This is a genomic window from Rufibacter sediminis (genome assembly GCF_014269285.1).
In the GTDB taxonomy this organism is placed as follows: Bacteria; Bacteroidota; Bacteroidia; order Cytophagales; family Hymenobacteraceae; genus Nibribacter; species Nibribacter sediminis.
Genome location: NZ_JACOAF010000030.1, coordinates 124,377 through 143,361 on the forward strand (window position 1 = coordinate 124,377; position 18,985 = coordinate 143,361).

The 18,985-nt window shown below is 53.8% G+C and carries 20 protein-coding genes; 12 read left to right on the forward strand and 8 right to left on the reverse strand.

The features are described from left to right. Window positions 1-206 precede the first annotated feature (206 nt). Window positions 207-1,823 carry a hypothetical protein gene (locus H7U12_RS12505; protein ID WP_186638419.1) on the reverse strand — a complete coding sequence of 539 codons (1,617 nt, stop codon included), beginning with the start codon at window positions 1,821-1,823 and terminating at the stop codon, window positions 207-209. A gap of 193 nt (window positions 1,824-2,016) precedes the next feature. On the opposite strand from H7U12_RS12505, the gene H7U12_RS12510 reads away from it, so the two are divergent. The 3 genes from H7U12_RS12510 to H7U12_RS12520 all read left to right on the forward strand — a co-directional run bounded on the left by H7U12_RS12510 (window position 2,017) and on the right by H7U12_RS12520 (window position 3,529). After that, the gene (locus tag H7U12_RS12510) at window positions 2,017-2,289 is read left to right on the forward strand and encodes a hypothetical protein (RefSeq protein ID WP_186638420.1); all 273 of its coding nucleotides are present in this window, start codon (window positions 2,017-2,019) and stop codon (window positions 2,287-2,289) included. A gap of 114 nt (window positions 2,290-2,403) precedes the next feature. Then, the gene (locus tag H7U12_RS12515) at window positions 2,404-2,676 is read left to right on the forward strand and encodes a hypothetical protein (protein ID WP_186638421.1); all 273 of its coding nucleotides are present in this window, start codon (window positions 2,404-2,406) and stop codon (window positions 2,674-2,676) included. Between the two features lie 373 nt (window positions 2,677-3,049). Further along, entirely contained in the window at window positions 3,050-3,529 is a 480-nt protein-coding gene (locus H7U12_RS12520) for a very short patch repair endonuclease (protein ID WP_186638422.1), read from the forward strand. A 115-nt stretch (window positions 3,530-3,644) separates the two neighbouring features. Here the strand turns inward: H7U12_RS12520 and H7U12_RS12525 are convergent, their stop codons facing one another. Beyond that, window positions 3,645-4,196, reverse strand: a complete 552-nt coding sequence (locus H7U12_RS12525) for a hypothetical protein (protein ID WP_186638423.1) — start codon at window positions 4,194-4,196, stop codon at window positions 3,645-3,647. Between the two features lie 268 nt (window positions 4,197-4,464). Between H7U12_RS12525 and H7U12_RS12530 the strand changes: the two genes are divergently transcribed. After that, window positions 4,465-8,019 carry a BamA/TamA family outer membrane protein gene (locus H7U12_RS12530; RefSeq protein WP_186638430.1) on the forward strand — a complete coding sequence of 1,185 codons (3,555 nt, stop codon included), beginning with the start codon at window positions 4,465-4,467 and terminating at the stop codon, window positions 8,017-8,019. 95 nt (window positions 8,020-8,114) lie between these two features. Here H7U12_RS12530 and H7U12_RS12535 read toward each other — a convergent pair whose 3' ends face one another. Next, window positions 8,115-8,345: a hypothetical protein gene (locus tag H7U12_RS12535; protein WP_241749339.1), complete on the reverse strand. Its 231-nt coding sequence runs from the start codon at window positions 8,343-8,345 to the stop codon at window positions 8,115-8,117. Between the two features lie 289 nt (window positions 8,346-8,634). On the opposite strand from H7U12_RS12535, the gene H7U12_RS12540 reads away from it, so the two are divergent. Both H7U12_RS12540 and H7U12_RS12545 read left to right on the forward strand, forming a co-directional pair. Continuing rightward, window positions 8,635-8,880 (forward strand): hypothetical protein, encoded by a 246-nt coding sequence (locus H7U12_RS12540; protein WP_186638434.1) that lies wholly within the window; start codon window positions 8,635-8,637, stop codon window positions 8,878-8,880. A 17-nt stretch (window positions 8,881-8,897) separates the two neighbouring features. Then, window positions 8,898-9,992, forward strand: coding sequence for an MBL fold metallo-hydrolase (locus tag H7U12_RS12545; RefSeq protein WP_241749341.1), 1,095 nt, complete (start codon window positions 8,898-8,900; stop codon window positions 9,990-9,992). Window positions 9,993-10,133: 141 nt separating this feature from the next. Here the strand turns inward: H7U12_RS12545 and H7U12_RS12550 are convergent, their stop codons facing one another. Then, window positions 10,134-10,865, reverse strand: coding sequence for a PRC-barrel domain-containing protein (locus H7U12_RS12550; protein ID WP_186638436.1), 732 nt, complete (start codon window positions 10,863-10,865; stop codon window positions 10,134-10,136). A gap of 24 nt (window positions 10,866-10,889) precedes the next feature. Then, window positions 10,890-11,081 (reverse strand): hypothetical protein, encoded by a 192-nt coding sequence (locus tag H7U12_RS12555; RefSeq protein ID WP_186638438.1) that lies wholly within the window; start codon window positions 11,079-11,081, stop codon window positions 10,890-10,892. A gap of 91 nt (window positions 11,082-11,172) precedes the next feature. On the opposite strand from H7U12_RS12555, the gene H7U12_RS12560 reads away from it, so the two are divergent. After that, entirely contained in the window at window positions 11,173-11,361 is a 189-nt protein-coding gene (locus H7U12_RS12560; RefSeq protein WP_186638440.1) for a hypothetical protein, read from the forward strand. A 165-nt stretch (window positions 11,362-11,526) separates the two neighbouring features. Here the strand turns inward: H7U12_RS12560 and H7U12_RS12565 are convergent, their stop codons facing one another. Further along, on the reverse strand, window positions 11,527-12,528 hold the full coding sequence (locus tag H7U12_RS12565) for a hypothetical protein (protein WP_186638442.1): 1,002 nt from the start codon (window positions 12,526-12,528) through the stop codon (window positions 11,527-11,529). 153 nt (window positions 12,529-12,681) lie between these two features. On the opposite strand from H7U12_RS12565, the gene H7U12_RS12570 reads away from it, so the two are divergent. The 3 genes from H7U12_RS12570 to H7U12_RS12580 all read left to right on the forward strand — a co-directional run bounded on the left by H7U12_RS12570 (window position 12,682) and on the right by H7U12_RS12580 (window position 15,211). Then, window positions 12,682-13,392, forward strand: coding sequence for an SIMPL domain-containing protein (locus H7U12_RS12570; protein ID WP_186638444.1), 711 nt, complete (start codon window positions 12,682-12,684; stop codon window positions 13,390-13,392). 244 nt (window positions 13,393-13,636) lie between these two features. Beyond that, window positions 13,637-14,785: a ribonuclease D gene (locus H7U12_RS12575; protein WP_206683922.1), complete on the forward strand. Its 1,149-nt coding sequence runs from the start codon at window positions 13,637-13,639 to the stop codon at window positions 14,783-14,785. A 39-nt stretch (window positions 14,786-14,824) separates the two neighbouring features. Continuing rightward, the gene (locus tag H7U12_RS12580; RefSeq protein ID WP_186638448.1) at window positions 14,825-15,211 is read left to right on the forward strand and encodes a DUF6960 family protein; all 387 of its coding nucleotides are present in this window, start codon (window positions 14,825-14,827) and stop codon (window positions 15,209-15,211) included. Window positions 15,212-15,261: 50 nt separating this feature from the next. Here H7U12_RS12580 and H7U12_RS12585 read toward each other — a convergent pair whose 3' ends face one another. Next, on the reverse strand, window positions 15,262-16,137 hold the full coding sequence (locus H7U12_RS12585) for a manganese catalase family protein (protein WP_186638450.1): 876 nt from the start codon (window positions 16,135-16,137) through the stop codon (window positions 15,262-15,264). A 497-nt stretch (window positions 16,138-16,634) separates the two neighbouring features. Here H7U12_RS12585 and H7U12_RS12590 point away from each other — a divergent pair, with 497 nt between their 5' ends. Next, a complete protein-coding gene (locus tag H7U12_RS12590; RefSeq protein WP_186638452.1) occupies window positions 16,635-16,877 on the forward strand; it encodes a hypothetical protein in 243 nt (80 codons plus the stop codon). 239 nt (window positions 16,878-17,116) lie between these two features. Next, window positions 17,117-17,500, forward strand: a complete 384-nt coding sequence (locus H7U12_RS12595) for a hypothetical protein (protein ID WP_186638454.1) — start codon at window positions 17,117-17,119, stop codon at window positions 17,498-17,500. A gap of 54 nt (window positions 17,501-17,554) precedes the next feature. On the opposite strand, the gene H7U12_RS12600 is transcribed toward H7U12_RS12595, so the two are convergent. Further along, entirely contained in the window at window positions 17,555-18,784 is a 1,230-nt protein-coding gene (locus tag H7U12_RS12600) for an NAD(P)-dependent oxidoreductase (protein ID WP_186638456.1), read from the reverse strand. Window positions 18,785-18,985 lie beyond the last annotated feature (201 nt).

Below are 18,985 nucleotides of genomic sequence, written 5' to 3' on the forward strand. Positions count from 1 at the left end.
AATTTCAGTGAAGCGCTAGTTCCCCGCTGACATGAGCCAGACTAAAAACTGAAATTGATTGCCACATCCATGCGGGAAACGGGAAACACACCGTCAGAAGCTTGCAGCAAGAAGAAGGTCAGAATACGGCAGCGGCCGAACTACGCCTGATGTTGACAAGTTTGTTTTGAGGGTGTTTTCAGGAAAACAGGCCGAAAGCGGAGGTACTATTCCCGGACGCGCACGCGCACGAACGAGGGTACCTCAGTGATCGATTCCGATAACTTCGCCTGGGTGATGGGACCGGGCTGCAACTGAACTCCGGGCGTATCGTCTACCACCACGGTCTTTTTGCGCCAGCCTTCTACCGTAGATTTGTCGGTGACTTTATCTGTTCCGGCGCCGCCGTACACGTAGACGTAGCTTCCTTTGGCCGCAGTGCCACTGATATCAAAAATATCGTCTCCTTTCAACCCGAAAAGATTGATGCGTTCGGTTTCGCCAGCAAAGAACGTGCGGCTATACACTTTGCCGCTATTCACGTTGCCCTCGCCCAGCCGGTAAATCTCCACCACGGTTCTTCCCTGCGACAACCGCTGCACCACAAACCGTTCTGGCTCATCAGCGCCAACCACCGCTACTTCCTTGGCCAGGATCTTGTAATAGTCTTCGGCGGTTTGCACCAGCAGTTTCCGGCGGCTTCTCAGCTTCTGGAACGTCTCTTCGCCCACCAACGCGTAAACCGGCGGAGGCAGCTGCTGTACGGCTCTCCGGAGGACAGCATCTGACAAGGCCACCTGCATCTCGCGGGCCAATCTCCTGAAATCAACCAAAGACACCTCAGACAGGGCTCTGGTATCTAAGAAAGAGGCATTGATGGTGAGGCCAAACACGTCTTTGAAGACAGGATGGAACGACTCAAACTTGCGGGCCGCGAATTTACGGGTGGCCAGCCACGGGATAACGCCATCGTCATAGAGGCAGAGCGCCTGGTCGCGGTCTTTGGGAATGGGCTTGTACCAGATTTCGTTTTCCTGCACATACGCCGCCCAGTCCCATTGCCCCTCGTGCCGGTCCCAGTCGCTGAGCAGCAGGTCCAGGAGACGCGCCCGGGCGAAGGCCCATTGGTCAATGCGGTGCCGGCTGGAGGAAAACCGCCGCCGCAGCATCTCCTCGGTGTCTACCAGATCCGTGGCCGCGCCCAGCTTATCAGCCAGCGAGGCTTTGGAGGTGAATTTCTCTTCCATCAGGAAAAGCTTGTTCCCAAAGATGTTGGAATATTGCTTGAAGTCCTGGTCGGCGGGCAGGACGTACACCAGCTGGGGCGATGGATGTAAAATGTTGGCAGCTTTCGCCAGCGGAGGCACCACCAGGGCCGCGTACGGGTTGGTAGCGGAAACCTGATCCCGCACAAAGGAGCCCACAAACGTCTTTTGCCAGAAAGCCGGCAGCACCTGAATGGGATCTTTGTCCAGGGAGCGGAGGGCGAAGCGCCGGCCTGAGGAATCGGTGAGGGTGAGGCTGGTGGTCTGCATGCCGCCGCCTAACTTCTCGATGGAAAGTCCGCCGGCCACTTCGTTCATGTGGAAGACCTTGGCTTTGACGGGCACCGTCCAGACGGGGCGGTAATGCTCGCCCAGAAAGAACTCGCCGGCTTTGCTGATCTTGTAGTGCGCTCCGGCGCTGGCCATGACACTGTCCTGGGCGTACTGCAAAGGGCTGGTTTGACCAAAGGAAGGAGAAGAAGAAGTCATGGGCCCCGGCGTTTGGTCGGCAAAGAACAAGTCCACTAATCCGTACAGGACCAGCACTCCCACCAAGGCCAGTAAAATCCTTCTCTTCATGTAAGCGTTTTCATTAGAGTTCAGCTTTACCGCAATTGGGCGCGAAAGGTTCAGCTGTCGGTTGGAAAGTCTACCCGTCTGTTTTACGGAAAACCGCCAGAAAACATATACCTTTAAGCGTTGAGGCGGCGGCTAACCTTGCCTTTGCCTCATGCGTTAAATCTATTCTACCCATAACCTAAATTCTACTCTTATGGCAAACAGTGCTACCTACACTGGCATTACCCCAGAACTGTACAACACCCTCAGAAGCAAATTAGGCGCCGCTGGTATTGAGCTGGCAGGTAATAACGGACGTGTTTCCAAGCAAGGCGTGACCGCCGATTATGCGTATGAGGAGAATTCCCAAACGTTGCAGATCAACAATGTACAGGTAAGTTTCCCGGCCAGTATGATGTTCAGCCCAGACAAAATCATCCAGAAAATAAACGAAGCCGTGCAGAGCGCAGGCGGCCGCGTGTCTTAACCTTGAAAAAAGATTGACCTAAGCTATTTTATTTGCGTATAGAAATCCCGGCCCGCCCTTGTGCGCAGGCCGGGATTTTTCTTTTAACAACCGCTCATTCTAGAGAACACAACTATGGAACAAACACCAAATACATCGCCCCAGGTAGTACAACCCAAAGATTTCGCGAAAACCGTAGAATCAATTGTAAGTGTGTACCAAGGAAACCATGACGTGCTGCCAGAGCTACTTTCTGATGCCGGCCGCATGCTATTAACCGTTAGACAGAAGCTGAGCCCCGTACAACTGGTGCTGTCTGTCGCCGCCGTGGCCATTGGCGCCATTGTGCTGGTTTCTTACAGCGGCAACCGCTTTGACGAGGCCGAAGATGTGACGAAATCAAAGTAGTCCTCGGGTCAACCCCTCAAAAAAGAAGAGCCCCGCTTATGCAGATAAGCGGGGCTCTTCTTTTTTGAAATCGGAGAGAAATCTTAACAAGCCTTTCTTTTCCTGGCAGAGATCCTCTGAAAGTAGAGGCGACACACACCTGCACCCTGAACACATCGGCCACCAACCATAAACATCACCGGCTGCAGCAAAGCACTTCTTTTCAGCAGCTCCGTTTTATAGCCATTTTAAGCAAAACAGGCTCAAAACAACCATCTCTTTTCGCCTTCGGCCGATATAAAAGTTTTCAGAACCGGCACTGCCTCTATAAAGAAACGCCGACGCAAGGCACTCTCTTTCCCGGATGTGTGTTTTCTTTGCACACATCTGCTGCATGGCCACAAAGAAGAGGAAATACGCCCCCATCGCTCCCCCGCCCCTGACTGCTCAGGAGAAGGTCAGCCGGTACATGCGTGGCAATAAAAGCAAAGACACCCAACCAGAACTGCTGCTGCGCCGCCTGCTTTGGCACCACGGCTTGCGCGGCTACCGCATCCACTGGAAGAAGCTCCCGGGCAAGCCCGATGTTTGTTACCCTGGCCGCAAACTGGCTATTTTCCTGCACGGCTGTTTCTGGCACCGGTGCCCCCACTGCGTACCCGCTCTGCCCAAATCCAACGTCCCTTTCTGGACCGACAAATTCACCCGCAACCAGGCACGAGACCAACTGAACAGAGCCAGGCTACGGGCAGCCGGTTGGCAGGTGCTGGTGATCTGGGGATGTCAGTTACAGCAAGACCCCGAAGGCTGCCTGTTCGCCATTAAAGCGTTGCACGCCGGAGTACCGGAAAGCTATTGGCTGGAGGCGGCGTAGCGCTTCCCTCACCTGCCTAACCTCCAACTGCGTTTTGGGCATGCTTTTCAAAAATAGCCCTTAAACACGTCGCTTGCGCTCTTATCAGGTAAAAGCTATTGTATATCCTGATCTGCTATTTCCAGCGGACTGGCACGCCCAATTTACGGGCGGCATACCCAGCCGCCGAGGCGTGAAGGGCGGGAAGCACCTCGTTCACGTCATCAGAGAATTCCACGTGCAGGTCTTCATGGAGCTTGTTTAGTTTCTGCAGCATCTCTTCGGCGCGTTTGGCCAAGAACAGACTTAACGCCTCGGTGGCACCGGTGAGCACCTGCAGCATTTCCTTCTGATGAGACAAGACTTCCTGCAAGAGCAGGAGCAGCAATTGAATCTCGCCGTAGACATCACCAGTTATTTTGGTGTGGTAACCCAGCGCAGGGCACAACTGCCGCAGACAGGCCAGCAGATCGGTGGCAGTATAGTAGAAGCCCTGGGTGATCGTTTGCACCTGGGCTGCCAATGCCTCCCTCCTAAGCGCCAGCGCCTCCGGGCCTTCCAATAATTCAAACCGGAGCTGCTCCTGCAAGACGGGCTGGGCGGTCAGCAACTGCAGCAGCAATTTATCTTTTCGGGCGGCGGGCAGGGCCAGAACGGCCTTGCGCAGGTCTTTGTCTAAGGCGGGCATAGGATCTGTCTCTCAGGATAAAACAAACAAAACGGACTCCGCCACGCATGGTTCCGCATTTTCGGATTTCACGTGCCAGATCAGCCTGTTCTCTCCTAAAATACAAAAGAGATAATATAGCCTTAACCTAAACCAACCCAAACTGCGTAAACAGCGGCAAACAAGCCCGGCTTCTGCCGGCATTTACACTTAGCTCCTTCCTGTTTTAGTCTTGTTTTCATTAAACAGGCCCAAAACCGAGAAGCCGACTGCCATTAATAAAATGAACATGAAAGAATTTTTACCCAGAAGGGTAATCCTGCTTCAGCTTTGCCTTTGGATGCTGTGCCCGGCGCTGGCCTGGGCTCAGCTTCCTTCCTTACCGTCTTCCTCCCCCTCGTACACCGTCTTGCTGACCGGCAGGTGGGCGCCAGGTCAGAGTTCCGCGGCCCCTTTGCCCCTGCTGCAAGAGCAACTGAAATCCGCCGGCAAGAACAGCGCCGTAGTCTTTATGGGGAACCCGTTTCAGCCGGCAACGCTGCCGGGCGTATCGGCGGGCAACCGAAAGGAATTGGAAGCGCAGCTGCAAAAGCAACTGAACTACCTGCAAGGCTACGCGGGGAAAATCATTCTCATGCCGGGCGAACACGACGCCAAAGGTGGCCTGGACCAGGGAGTCCGGAACCAGGAACGCTACATCTCCCAATACCTGCAAAACGAGAAGCTGCTCTTGCCGGAGAACTACTGCCCCGGCCCCGCCGAGGTAGCCCTCACCGATGACGTGCACCTGCTCCTGCTGGACACCCAATGGCTTCTGCCCAACCGCCGCATGGACGACGAGGAAACCCAGCGCGGTTGCCCCACCACCGGCGGCACCGCCACGCTGGCCGCTCTGGATGACGTGATGCGCAGCAACGAAGAGAAAAACCTGCTGGTGGCCATGAGCGTCTCCCCCGAGATGTCAGGACTGGAGTACCGCCTCATGCACCGCCAACTGAGCCAGATGTACGCCCAGCACAAAGGCTTGGTACACGCCGAGGGGAACTCTGCCGCCCTTACCCATAGCACTCAAGACAGCATCCACTACGTGACCGCGGGCGGGGGCATGAAAAAAGGAAAATCGCCCCGGCAGGCGGCGCCGCTTTTCTCCCAAACCGCTCCCGGCTTCGCGAAGGTTTTGTACTTCCCCAACGGCGAAACCTGGCTGGAGATCTGGACTGCGCAAGACGCCCAAAGCAACCAAGGCCAGGTAGCCCACCGCGTGCTCCTTTCCCGCAAGCCTACCCAAAAGCAGATAGAAGAGCAGACCAAGAAAATGAACCTGAGCTTCGCGGGCAAGAAGAGCGCCTTACCCGCCAGCCAGGTGTACAAAGCTAGCGGCTTCAGAGAGTGGCTTCTGGGCGAGAACTACCGCCCCGAGTGGCAGACGCCCGTTTCTTTGCCCGTTTTCGATATTGGCACCCAAAACGGCGGCCTGAAAGTAGTTCAGCGCGGTGGCGGTTTCCAGACGGTTTCTTTGCGCCTGGAAGACAGCACCGGCCGCCAGTACGCGTTGCGGTCTGTAGAGAAATACCCAGATGCCGCCCTTCCCCGCATTCTGCGCCATACCCTGGCCGCCGATGTGGTGAAAGACCAGATTTCAGCCTCGCATCCGTACGGCTCTTTGGTGGTTCCCACCTTGGCAGATGCCGTGGGCGTGTACCACACCAACCCCCAGTACTTCATCATCCCGGATGATCCGCGGTTTGGCAAGTACCTGAAAGGCTTCGCCAATACCATCGGGTTGTTTGAGGAGCGCCCCGACGAGGACATGTCTGACCTGGAAAGCTTCGGGAACGCCAAAAACGTGGTGGGCACAGACAAAGTCCTGGAAAACACCCTGGAAGACCAGAACGACCAGGTAGACCAGAGAAGCCTGCTCCGCGCCCGCCTCCTGGATTTCTTCATTGCCGACTGGGACCGCCACGACGACCAATGGCGCTGGGCCGAGTTCAAGAAGGAAGGCAAAGGCAAAATCTACAAACCCATTCCGCGTGACCGCGACCAGGCCTTCTTCGTGAACCAGGGCGTGATTCCCAACATTGCCAGCCGGCGCTGGATTCTGCCCAAGGTGCAGGGATTTGACGAAAGCTTGCGTGACATCAAAGGCTTTAACTTCAACAACCGGTACTTTGACCGGTACTTCCTCACCGCCTTGGAACGCGCCGACTGGATTGCCATGGCCGATTCTGTAAAAGCGGGCCTCACCGATGAAGCCATTGACAAAGCCGTTCGCGCTCTGCCGCCTGAAATCCAGAAGATCTCCGGTGAGCGTCTGGCCAGCACCCTCAAAGCCCGCCGTGCTTACATCAAGCGGGATGCCGAAGAATATTATGAGTTCCTGGCCCATAAAGTAGACGTAGTAGGCACTGACCTGGACGAGCGGTTTGAAGTACAGCGCGAAGCCGGCGGAGCCACCCTGGTGACCATCTACAAAAAAGACGGCACCTCCGCAGATGACCAACTGTACCGCCGCCGCTTTCTGCCCGATGAGACCCGTGAAATCCGCTTGTACGGTCTGGGAGGCGCGGATGAATTCCAGGTGCAAGGACAAGCCGCCGATGGTATCCGGGTCCGGATTATCGGGGGCGATGGCATGGACAAGGTCACGGACAGCTCCAGCGTGGTTGGCCTGCGCCGCCTCACCTATGTCTATGACAACCCGGGTGGCGCGCAACTGGCCCTGGGACCAGAAGCCCGCAACCTCACGCGCCTGCGCAAAACACCGGTGTATGACCGCCGAAGCTTTGTCTACAACTACTTCGGGCCGTTGGGGTCCGTAGAATTCAACCGCGATGACGGTTTGCTGCTGGGCGGTGGCGTCTTGCTGAAAACCCAAGGCTTCAACAAGCAGCCGTATGGCATGATGCAGCGGCTGGTGGGCAGCTACGCCCTCAATACCAAATCGTTTTTGGTAGACTACGCCGCCCACTTCCCGCGACTTAGAATGGGCATGGATGTGAAGGTGAACGTCAACTGGAAAAGCCCCGGCTTCGCCGAGAACTTCTTCGGGTTGGGCAACGAAACCCCGTTTGACCCAGACCTGGACATCGACTTGTACCGGTTCCAGTCATCGCAGCTCTACACCAATGTGCTGGTGGGTGGTAAAATAGGCAAATACGAATCGGTGTTTGTGGGTCCGGCCTACCAGAACGTGAACGTAGACCGCATGGACGAGCGCTTTCTGCCGCAACAGCTGGCAGGTACCGAGCAGGCCATCGGGTTCGCTGATCCAAAATCGTACGCGGGAGCCCGGTTTGAGTATACCTTAGATTCACGTGATCTGGCGGCCTTGCCCTCTAAAGGGGTGCACTGGCTGGTAGCCGCAGACGTGTTGAAAGGCGTGAACGAGAGTGCTTCAGACGTGGCTCGGGTGCATTCGCAGTTCTCCATCTACAAGACTCTGCGCATTCCCCTGAAACTCACGCTGGCCACCCGTTTTGGCGGGGGGCACACCTTCGGGGACAGCTATGAGTTCTTCCAGGCGCAGTTCCTGGACGGCCCTTCTACCCTGCGCGGCTACCGCAGAAACCGGTTCAGCGGCCAGAGCAGCCTCTACAACAACACCGAAGCCCGCCTGCGCCTGTTCAGTTTCACCACGTACCTGTTCCCGGCTTCGCTGGGCGTGTTCGGGTTCCATGACATGGGCCGGGTATGGGTGAAAGATGAAGATTCAGACAAGTGGCACCGCGGCTACGGCGGCGGGGTGTGGATTTCCCCGCTGAACCAGGTTGTGCTCTCGCTGGGGTATGCTACCTCACCCGAGCAAAGCCAACTGCTGCTGCGGGCCGGGTTCCAGTTCTAACGATTCACAGCCGCCCCAAAAACAGAAAGGGCTGACCCTATGGGGTCAGCCCTTTCTGTTTTTGATCTCTTTTCTGAAAAAGAGGCCTAAAGCGCTTAGTTCAGGAAAATGGAGAACAACTCAAACCGGTTAGATGAGAAACTCCAGTGCGACGGTGACGGATGAATCTCCTCGCCCTCTTCGTCAATGATGGTCACGGCCATTCCTTCTTCCTGGTTTAGAGGCTCAGTGAAATGTTTTACAATGTATACGTGCCCTTCTTTGATCCACTCTTCTGGGTCAAAACTAGGTAGCGTGGCGTCAATGCATTTTGCGTATACCGCCATATAGTTAGGTGGATAGATCAGATTTACCATGTCTTATTAACTATAAACAGGTGAGAAAAATTCCGGCTACACATGACTCTCTTCTTTGCTGGTATCCTACCCTCCTGCGTCCAGATCACATGTACCTCGGCGTAACAACATGACTAGTTTACGCACCAATTCTGACTTTTGCAACTCTGTAGATCAGAAATTCTGAATCAGAAGACACCCTCTTTCCCATCTGCTCGTACAAACACAGGCCGGTTTCTCCGGTTTTAACTTGTTTTTACACCATAAACCATACTACACCATGGAAAACGACAATAAGTTTAACGAAAAGGAAAAATTACCGAACGGAAAAGAAGCTGCCGATGATCTGAAGAACACCTCAGAGGAACCAGGCGCAGAAGCAAAAGGAAACGCCAGCTTCAAGCAAGGCGGCCAGCAGCCCGGCAACAGCCAGGGCGGACAAGGCGGCAAATCCACGGACGGCGATGACAACTCCCGCCATGACACCGGTGATGAGCTAAGCGTATTTGGCCGTCTGGACAGCTAATCTTACCGCGCCTGACGATGCAAGATCATCTAACCAACGTCCTGCGGCAGAAGCAGCACTCCTGCTTTACGGTGGCACCAGGTGTCATGGGCATGGAGATTGTTTTCGTGAACCTGTACTACATAGAAAACCCAGACAAATCCTGGGTATTGATTGACGCCGGTCTGTACGGCTCCGCCGATAGAATCAGAAAAGCCGCCGAGGACAAGTTTGGCAAAGGCAATCCGCCTAAAGCCATCCTGCTCACGCACGGCCACTTTGATCACGTTGGCGCCCTGCAAACCTTAGCAGATATCTGGCAGGTGCCGGTGTACGCGCATCCGCTGGAACTGCCTTATTTGACCGGGTTGTCCAGCTACCCGCCGCCAGACTCCAGCGTGGGCGGAGGCGGTATGGCCTACCTGTCGTTCATGTACCCCAAGAAGCCCATCACCTTCAAAGGTCGGCTGGAACTGCTTCCGTCTGACGGATCGGTTCCGTTCCTGCCGGAGTGGAAGTGGATTGAAACCCCGGGCCACTCGCCGGGGCACGTTTCGTTCTTCCGGGAGCATGACCGGTTATTGATCGCCGGCGATGCCTTTGTGACCCGCAAACCCGAGTCTGCCCTGGCGGTGCTCACCCAGAAGCAGGAAGTGTGCGGCCCGCCCGCGTATTTCACGCCAGACTGGGAGGCAGCGCGCGCATCGGTGCAGAAACTTAACGCCCTTCACCCAGAGATTGCCGCCAGCGGCCACGGATTGCCCATGCGCGGTCAGGAACTGAAGCAAGGGCTGGAGGAGTTGGCGCGGTTATTTGACCAGCTGGCCATTCCGTCTAAAGGACGCTACGTCCCAGAACCGGCTATTACGGATCGGCAGGGTGTGGTGCAGCTTCCGCCTACCGTCAACAACACCGTACCCAAGGTATTGGCGACGGCGGGCCTGGTAGCTTTGGCAGGTTTGGCGACGTATGCGTTTACCAAGCAGCGGAAAAGCAAAACCAACGCCCGCGTGAAGAGAAGCTGGCCGGGGTACGCCAACCCGCACAGCCGGTACGGCTCTGAGCACCACGTGCAGGAACATGCCTCGTTCACCCATGATCAGGATGATAACATCACCAATAATTATCCGTAAAAGGTGACCAATGGGTCGTTAATGAAAAGAGAGGGCAGCTTTACAGCAGGCCCTCTCTTTTTGTTTTTATGCGTTAGGTACTTCCTTTTAGAGGGAAACTGTTTTGGGGCTGTTTTCTGTAAAACAGCCCCAAAACAGTTTTTACAGGCCTATGGCCTTCCGCTTCAAGGCGGTGAACTCATCCTGGGTGATGGTGCCTTGTTCCAGCATGGTTCTCAGGCGCTCAATGGTAGCAATGTCATCCTGCACCGGACGGCCGTCCAGATTGGAACCTGAGCCCAGGTTTGAACTTGAACCCACCGTAGAGCCTGACCCGAAGTTGGAGCTGCTGGAAGTGGAGCTATGGAAATGGCTTTGGTCCTGCGGGATGGATTGCCCGCGCTGGTGCCGGTTTCCGTAGAACCGGTCCTCATTGAACTGCTCGCGTCCATAGAACTCCGCGCTGGGAGAAGGCGAAGCCGTTTGCTGCGAGTACGTTTCGTTGGGGCTGGTGATGGCGTGCATCACGCGGTATTCATAGTCTGCGTCTACGGCACCGCCTCTGTAGAACGGAAACCGAGACAGGGACATCTGGTCCATGCCTACGAACACCTGGTCGCTGTCATCGTCTAGCTGGGCCGCGCCAATGGGCACCAGAATGTGGCGGGCATCGGTGTCGGGCAGCACGCGGTCTTTGTCTACGTCTACATCCAGGTAACGTACTTTCATCAGCTCGCGGTCTACAATGAGATCGTCTACTTTGCCAATGCGTTTGCCGTCAGAGCCAATCACTTCCCAGCCTCTGACATCCAGGTTATTATTTGCTACTTTAAAGTCTCTCAGGTCGTGTAAAGGGGCCAGCCTGGGCAGCCCGTCGTTTGCGTGATATGCCATAGCGGTATGCTTTTAAGGGGTGAATCAATAAGACAGGAAAACAGGAGCGATGGGCATGATCATGCCAGCAGTAGGTGCGCCACTGGTCTCGGGGCTGCCTCCCTGCGCTTCAAAGAAATATTTGTACAGAAGATAGCCTACTACCAGCAATATCAGCAACACCACTATCCACGCCCAGCTGGAGCGTTTTTTTGGTTCAATGTTTATTTCAGCCATAGTTTTAGTTTGGTTAGATCAATACGTAATTACCGTATCCTAGCGTACGAAGCTTTTCAAGAGAGGTTTATACTCAGGCGTTTAGAACCACTTGACGCAGCACTTAAATCTCAGGCAACTTTCGCCTTGGCTCCTCTTCTATCTCTTTGCGGCCCAGCGCGGTACAGGTGGCACCCAAACGCAGCGTCCGTTTACGGGCTGTTTTTCAGAAACTGGACAAAAAACAGAAAGGCCGCCAACGAGCCAGCAGCAATCTGAACTGAAACAGCAAAACAAGTAAGGCTGAAAACCAGCAACTGGAGGCGAAAGCAGAAGAGCCAGAGAGGCCCCGGAAAACTGATTCTGCTTGCCCAAGGGCTGGTAAAAAACAAAGGTGTTTCAAGGCCGATTTTCAAAAACCAGCCCCGAAACACCTTTTCAGATTCGTTGTCTAAAACAGTACTTCTTACGCCTGCCCGGGTATTTTGGGAAACTCGATGAATTCGCCCTCGCGGCTGAAAAGCATGCTCATGGGCTCCTGCGGATCGCGCAGAATCTCTTCCTGCGTGATACCCCATTTAGCCCAGACGGTGGCCAGCAATTTGGCGTAGGCGCTGTTCTGCCACGGGTTGAAGATCACGTTGGTGACATCGTCAATGAGCGTGTCCATGACCAGGTGATCGTCTTGCGGCTTCACGGCGCGCAGCAGGTAATCTGGGATCACGTTGAGCAGATACCCGGCATAGAAAACGCGGGCGCTGAGCTCCGCCGCCTGGATGGGCTGCAACTGCTTGGGCTCCAATTCCTGCCACACGCGCTTCATGGCGTCTTTGATCATGGCGTTGTCCAGCAGGCAGGAGACGATGAGCACGTTATCCAGCCGCAGGCTGAACATCATGGTGGAGAGCTCGTCCCGGAACTCGAACCGCGAGGGCTCCGCGGAGGCGTCCACGTCTATCACAAACAGCGAGGCGGGCAGAAAATCAGCAAACTCCATGGGCACCCGCAAGGACTGCAGCACCCTGAAAAACGCCTGGAACTTCATCAGCATCTTGGGCTGCTCGCTCACGGCGTACTCGGGCCTAATCAAAGGGTTCTGCTCTTTGATGAGTTCGGTGATGAGCGTGCCGTAGAACATTTTGCCCATCCACTGGAAAAGCAGCTTCCCGTCCAGGGCTCTGAGTCCGGCTAAACCCTGGCTTGCGGCTTCCTGCACCTTGTCTTCCAAAGGTTGCAGGTGCTGCGTCTGGCACTGGGTACAGCACGGGATGTGCAGCTCCTGGTACGTCACTACGCTTTGGTCCAGGAGCCGGAGCGGTTCCTGGGCAAACCCGTACTCCTCCATCAGCCAGGTGGGGAAAACCGGCGTTTTCTGCTCTGGGGTAACGGTGGTGCCACACAGAAAACAGATATGGTTACCAAAGCGCATCCCCTCAAACGGATCGAAAATGGACAGGTGCTGCTGCATAAAACTCAGGGAAAGTAAATCTTAACGAAACCGCAAAGATACACATCAAAGCGGCTTAGCCCACACTGCGGCGCTGGTGGCGCGCGTTAAACCAACGTGATCAGAAACTCGGCATGGTACTTGCAAACCCATTCTATATATATCTTTAACCCTATGAAACTACTATTCGCCTCCGTTTTCGGCCTGTTATTGACAGGTTTCGCCTTTTCTGCCAATGCCCAGCAAAGCCAGTTGCCGCCGCTAGTGAGCACGTCTGGCCTGGGCGAAGTGAAAGTGCAGCCTGACCAAATCACGTTCACAACCGGCGTGGAGATCAGGGAGAAAACCCTGGAAGACGCCCGCCGCGTAGCCGACCAGCGTACCGCCGCTCTGCTGACCTTCCTGAAGAAAAACGGCGTGGATGACAAGCACGTGCAGACCGCGTATCTTTCGTTGCAGCCCGTGTACACCGGGGAATTTGGGCAAACCACGCCGCAGTTCTACCAGGCCACCCGCTCCATCTCGGTGACGCTTAACAAGATTGACAAGTTTGACGAGCTCATGTCTGGGCTGTACAAAGCCGGGGCCAACCGGGTAGACGGCATCAGTTACCAGAGCAGCCAGTTGAAGAAGCACCAGGAGGAAGCCCGCAAGAGAGCCGTGCAGGACGCCAAGCAGAAAGCGATGGCGCTTGCCTCTGAGTTAGGTGCCAAAGTAGGCCGGCCGTACCAGATAAACGAAGGCGGCAGTAATGCGCCGGGCCCGGTGATGTACAAGGGCATGATGCGGGAATCTATGGTGGCCATGGATGGCGGCGGCTCTACCCTGGCGCTTGGCGAGATCATCATCACGTCTGGCGTACAAGTTAGTTTTCTGCTGGAGTAGCTTCGGGCCTTGGCCTTCCGTAAGGAGTCAAGTTTTTTATATCTGACCTGCAGCGCCAGGAGAAAGAAAGTTTTTAGGAACGCTTCTTTCTCCTGGCGCTGTACTTTTTCGATCTTTGCACAGTTATATCATCAGAGAATGCCATTTATAAGCTGATTTTGAGAAAACTGCCCCAAAGCGGCAACGCGAGACAACCGTTACCCGTCAAGGAACTAACCTGAATTTTGGGTACATTTGGAAGATTATGAAGGAACCTGCATTTACTCTGGAGGGAAAGCCTGTTCACGTGGTACAAACCGATGAAGCGTTGCAAGAGGCCGTAACTCATTTAGCCCAGCAGCCAGAGCTCGCCTTAGACCTGGAGTTTGACCAACACCACTATACGTACGGCTTCACGCTGTGCCTGATCCAAATCTCTGACGGCCACACGTGTTTCGTGATTGACCCGTTTCCGTTGACAGACCTTCAGCCGCTGTGGGATGTGCTGGAGAATCCGTCGGTGACCAAGATATTCCACCACGCCAACAATGACCTCATGCTGCTGAGCATGCTGGGTTGCCAGGTACGCACCCTGGTAGATACCGCCGTGGCCGCCAAAGTCCTGAACTACGCCAAAGCCGCGCTGGGCACGTTGCTGGAAGAAGAACTGGGCCTGCACCTGGATAAATCTCAGCAGATGAGCAACTGGAACCAACGGCCTTTGTCCAGACGCCAGCTGGAGTACGCCGCCCAGGACGTCTTGTACCTGCATGAACTCAAGAACGCCATGGTGGCCAAGATACAGGAGTTAGGCCGCCTGCACTGGCTGGAGGAGGAAGACCAACTGCTGGAGTCCATCACGTTTGTGGAGCAGGAAGACCCGCACCTGAAGATCAAGTTTCCGCAGCGGCTCACGTTGCTGCAACAGTTCATCCTGAAGCCCCTCTATGACTTCCGGGATCAGTTGGCGCAGAAATGGAACCTGCCGGCCGGGCAACTCATCAACACCAACGCGCTCATGCAGCTGCTCAGCAACCCTGAGCAACCCATCAATGACTGGCTGTACCACACCAAAGGCATCAACGGCCGCCTACAGCAAGACCGCTACGAGGAACAGTTGCAGCGCATCTTGAACGGTGCCTTGAAAGAAGCCGCGAAACGCCGCGTGCCTAACCGGTTTCCGCCTAACACCTTTCCGCCCCGGCTGAAGACACCCGAGACCGAGGCCCGGCGGGAACTGCTCTGCACCGTGCAACGCGCCTTAATAGAGCGGTACGGCGCTTATGCCACGCCCATGCTCCTGGACCAGAGCATCATCACCCATTACAGCCAGACAAACGAGTTGGTCATTCCTAAAAAATACGCGCGGGAGATTGTACACGCCACGGCCCAGGAACTGCAGATAGATCTGTAACCCTGGAGCGGCGGCCTGTCTGGAAAAGAGAAAGGAACTATGCCTAAGAAGAGTTTAGAATTTGGTTTATACTCCTGGTTGCCGGGACATGGCTATGCCCCTATTCACCCGGCCAACCGGAGGGAGTTTGAGTTGCTGGAGCCCCACAACAAAGTTTTTGAAAAGATTGGCGAGGTAAACGGGTGGTTGCTTTTGCGCTACTCAGATGAGGAATTCAAAGTACGCCCAGACATGTTCACCCCCATCTCGTGGCTGCCCTTCACCTTTGGGGAATGGGTAAGGCCCGTCAATCAACCCACCGGCCCGGTAGCCGAGATCACCGACATCTACTGGAGCGTTTCTGATGATGCCCCGTTCTTCGGGCTACGGGTAGGCAAACAGAAACTAGACGGAGTCTACCGCCAGAATCAGTTACAACCGGCATAAAAAAAGCCTTCCTTGCAGTGCAAGGAAGGCTTTTTTTATGCTCTGGCGTTTTAGAGGGCGTTTTTGATTTTGTTGATCAAACCACTGCCTTCTGCGCCGGTCATCTGCTCTACCTGGGCATGTCCCTCAGGAGCCGGTGGCGGCAAGATTGGAATATCTCCCAGCGGTTCACCGGGCACCATCTGGAACGTTCCTTTGCCATCAATAGACGGTCCTTCGGCCCAACGACCGAACGCTTCCTGGTCTCTGTAAATGTTGGTGGTCACGAAGGCGTAGTTGAACTGCTGGTTTTCCTCGGCTTGCGGGAAACTGTTCGGGATTGGGTGGTTGTTGGCCACACCGCCTAACTCTTCCAGCACCGCCATCCATTGGTTCTGGTGCATGGTGTCACGGGCAATCAGGAACGCGAGCATGTCTTTCATTCCCGGGTCATCAGTCGCTTCCCACAGGCGGGTAGCCAGCACTCTACCGGTAGACTCGGCCATGACGTTGGCGTGCATGTCGGCGGCCAGGTTGCCGCTACCTACTACCCAGGAGCCATTGAACGGAACGCCATTGGCATCTACCGCCATGGCCGCTAAGCCCGATGACAGAAAATGACGGGGGTCCATGCCACCCATCACCGCCCCAACCACTGGGTTGGCGCCTACTATTTCATCCTTCAGGGAAGAAGTGGCTCCCTCCAGGTTCAAGGCTACCGCTGTAGCCAGCATTTCAATGTGCCCAATTTCTTCTGTTCCCGTCTCCAGGAGCATGTTCTTGTATTTCACAGGGCCCCGGTTGCCCCAGGCCTGGAACAGATACTGCAAACATACCCGGATTTCTCCTTCGATACCGCCAATTGCCTGTTGCAGCATTCTGGCGAATGCAGGGTTGGGTTTATCTACCCGTACTTTGTACTGTAATCTGCGATCGTGATAGAACATAGTTTCTTTTAGTTAATGAATTAAAATTTACTATTTCACTTCCTTCCTAAACGATCATTATTGTTTTATGGACAATTGTTTTTCCTTTAATCACGCATGTATATAAAAATATATCACTCTCTATATCACATTCATTCACAATAACTTACTTCTAAATAAATAAAGATATTCTTCTAGAATGTTTTTGTAATTCACTTGTAAATTCAGTATAAATACGAATCGATTAAGGGGTATTCATTTCAATAGATTTACCCAAATAGATAAGAGGCTATATTGCCACGTTAAAGAACGTGTCTTCATAAAACTTCTAACAAAAAATATAATCCCAAACTCCTCTTTACAAAAGATAAAATACGAATAGTTCTACTTACCAAAAGGAACAGTAAACCTGAAAATCACCTCACAGACAAACATATACCTGCCAGCTTCGCTCGTTTTAATCTAATTACCTGAAACATCCGTATAAACATCCCAACGAAACCAATTGACCTATGACTATGAAAAAAGTATCTAAGGGATTGGCAATGGCCCTGATGGCTCTTGCCTTCGGATTCACCTCCTGTGAATCGAAAACTGCCCAAAACGTGGAAAATACGGCAGAATCGGCAGCTGATGAGATTTCTGCCGAAGCAGATTCTGCCTTTGATGATGCGGATGCTGCACTCACGCCTACCGATACATTAACCGTGAAAGACGAACCGGTAAACGACGGGGTAGCTGACAAGGTGGAGAACCAATAGAAATACTCCCATATATTTTTAGATTAAATCTGCTGGCAAAAACGAGATTTCTTGCCAGCAGATTTAATTCACCTTCAAAAACATCTAAAATTATTCAATTTTTTTTTTGGCATAATGATATAACATATCAAGAAGGTCTTATATTTGTGCTCCGGTCCCCTACCACGAGTAAAAAACCCTTTGTTGTGAATACCACCCGCCAACCGTTGACATATACTAATGTATATGTAGATACTAGCTTGCATGCAGTACATATAGAGTGTGAAGGATTTGTCCCCAGTGACATCTTCCGGCGAACCTTACTGGGCGTGGTAACGCTCATCAAAGACCGGAACCTTTCTTCCTGCATCTATGACATCCGTCGGCTCAAGAGCCTCCCTCCTTTAGACCAGGACTGGTTTCTGGATGAAGTGTTGCCTTTACTTATGAAAACCTCCCTACGGCATGTAGCCGTACTGGAGTCTGCCACCAGTTCTGGCATACTGGATCTGAATCAGCTGGTGTACACAAAGCTTCACTCCATTCCTTTTGAGTTGCAGTACTTTGAAGACGTGGCCCCAGCCTTGGAGTGGATTTCAAGCTCCTTATCTGCCCCAGCCCGAACAACTGACGCTCCGCGCTAGAGCAACTCTTTCCTGAGCGCCAGCCGCACGTTGAAACAACCTCAGCCAAACAGTTTATGAAATGGCATGGGCCGGATAGGCGTAGTCTTTCAAATAGCTGTATTTCTCACATAAGGCACCGTCTTTGGCGATAGTCGCCTTTTTCAATACTCCGTCTTGATCGCCGTTGAACAGGTGGGGCAAAACCTTGTCAATGATTTGCCGGCTGAAATCACGGGAGGCGTTCCGGGGTAACTCACAGGGCAGATTGTCTACCGCCATTATAGTGATGTTCTTCTCTGAACTGTACGCCTCCTCCAACTCACCTGTCACCGGATTGTAGTCAAAAGCAGGATCCGCAATGGTAGACACGCGCTTGGTACACGGAATGGACCCACCCACATCACAGGTGATGTCGGCAATGGTGTTGATCTTGAAGTCTGGCTTCTGCATGTCTTCCTGGGTGAAAAGCACCGGGGCCGCCGGGTTCCAGTACGCGCAAGCCATAAGCAAGTCGGTCACTTTGGCGAACTTCTGGAAAGTAGACTGGTAGAGATGCGGGTTCTGATAAAAATCTGCCGTGTCCCATACCTCTACGTCTGGCCGCATGTGGTAATGCGAAGAACGCACCTGCGTAAACACCGGTTCATTGTATTCTTTGTACAGGTAATCAAAGACGCTCACTTGCTTCAGGCCCATTCTGGTCAACACCTCCAACGCGCCCTGGGTGACCCGCCCGCCGCCGGTCACGGCAATCTTGATGCTGGGCAGCGTCTTCACCTTGAAGAATTCCTCCAGCATGTCTTCCAGATCATGGCACTGGTGCGCGGGTTTCAGGTGGAAGAGGTCCCATTTGCGGCCGTAGGTGAGCAAGCCGTTGTAAGCCCCCACAATTCCCGCCCATCGCCCGAAGGCCACTTCCCGGTCGCCTTGAGCGTTGGTGATGGTCTCGTAGTCAATCATGGTGATTTTCTTCTCCAGAATGGCCTGCAACAGTTTCTGATTATGGGCCTGTTTCTTAATCGTATGCGAAAAGAAGAAATACGTCTTCTGGGGAATCAGCTGGTGAATGGGCACTTCCTTCACGCCAAACAGCACATCGCAGCTGCTCAGGTCCTCTTCCAACGGAATGCCCAGGTCAGTGTATTCTTCGTCTGAAAAACACCGGATGGGGCTGGGCTGCACCACCAACTGCACCTGCGGAAAGGTCTGCAACACCTCCAGGCACTTTTTGGGAGTCAGCGGCACCCGCTTGTCTACCGGTATCTTTCCTTCACGCAGCACACCAATTTTTAGCTTTTTCATAGAAGAGTCTTCAGGAGCATGACGATGTTTTAGGGGTTGTTTCCGGAAAACGGGGCAAAAACGAAATATGCCCACATCCCTTGCCCGCAATTTAAGGGCTCTCTCTGTAATTACTGAATTATAACCTGTACTTTTGTTAAATCATTTGCACCAAACGTTTGTTACAGGACAAAAGAAACTTATCTACCTAAATTCCAGCGA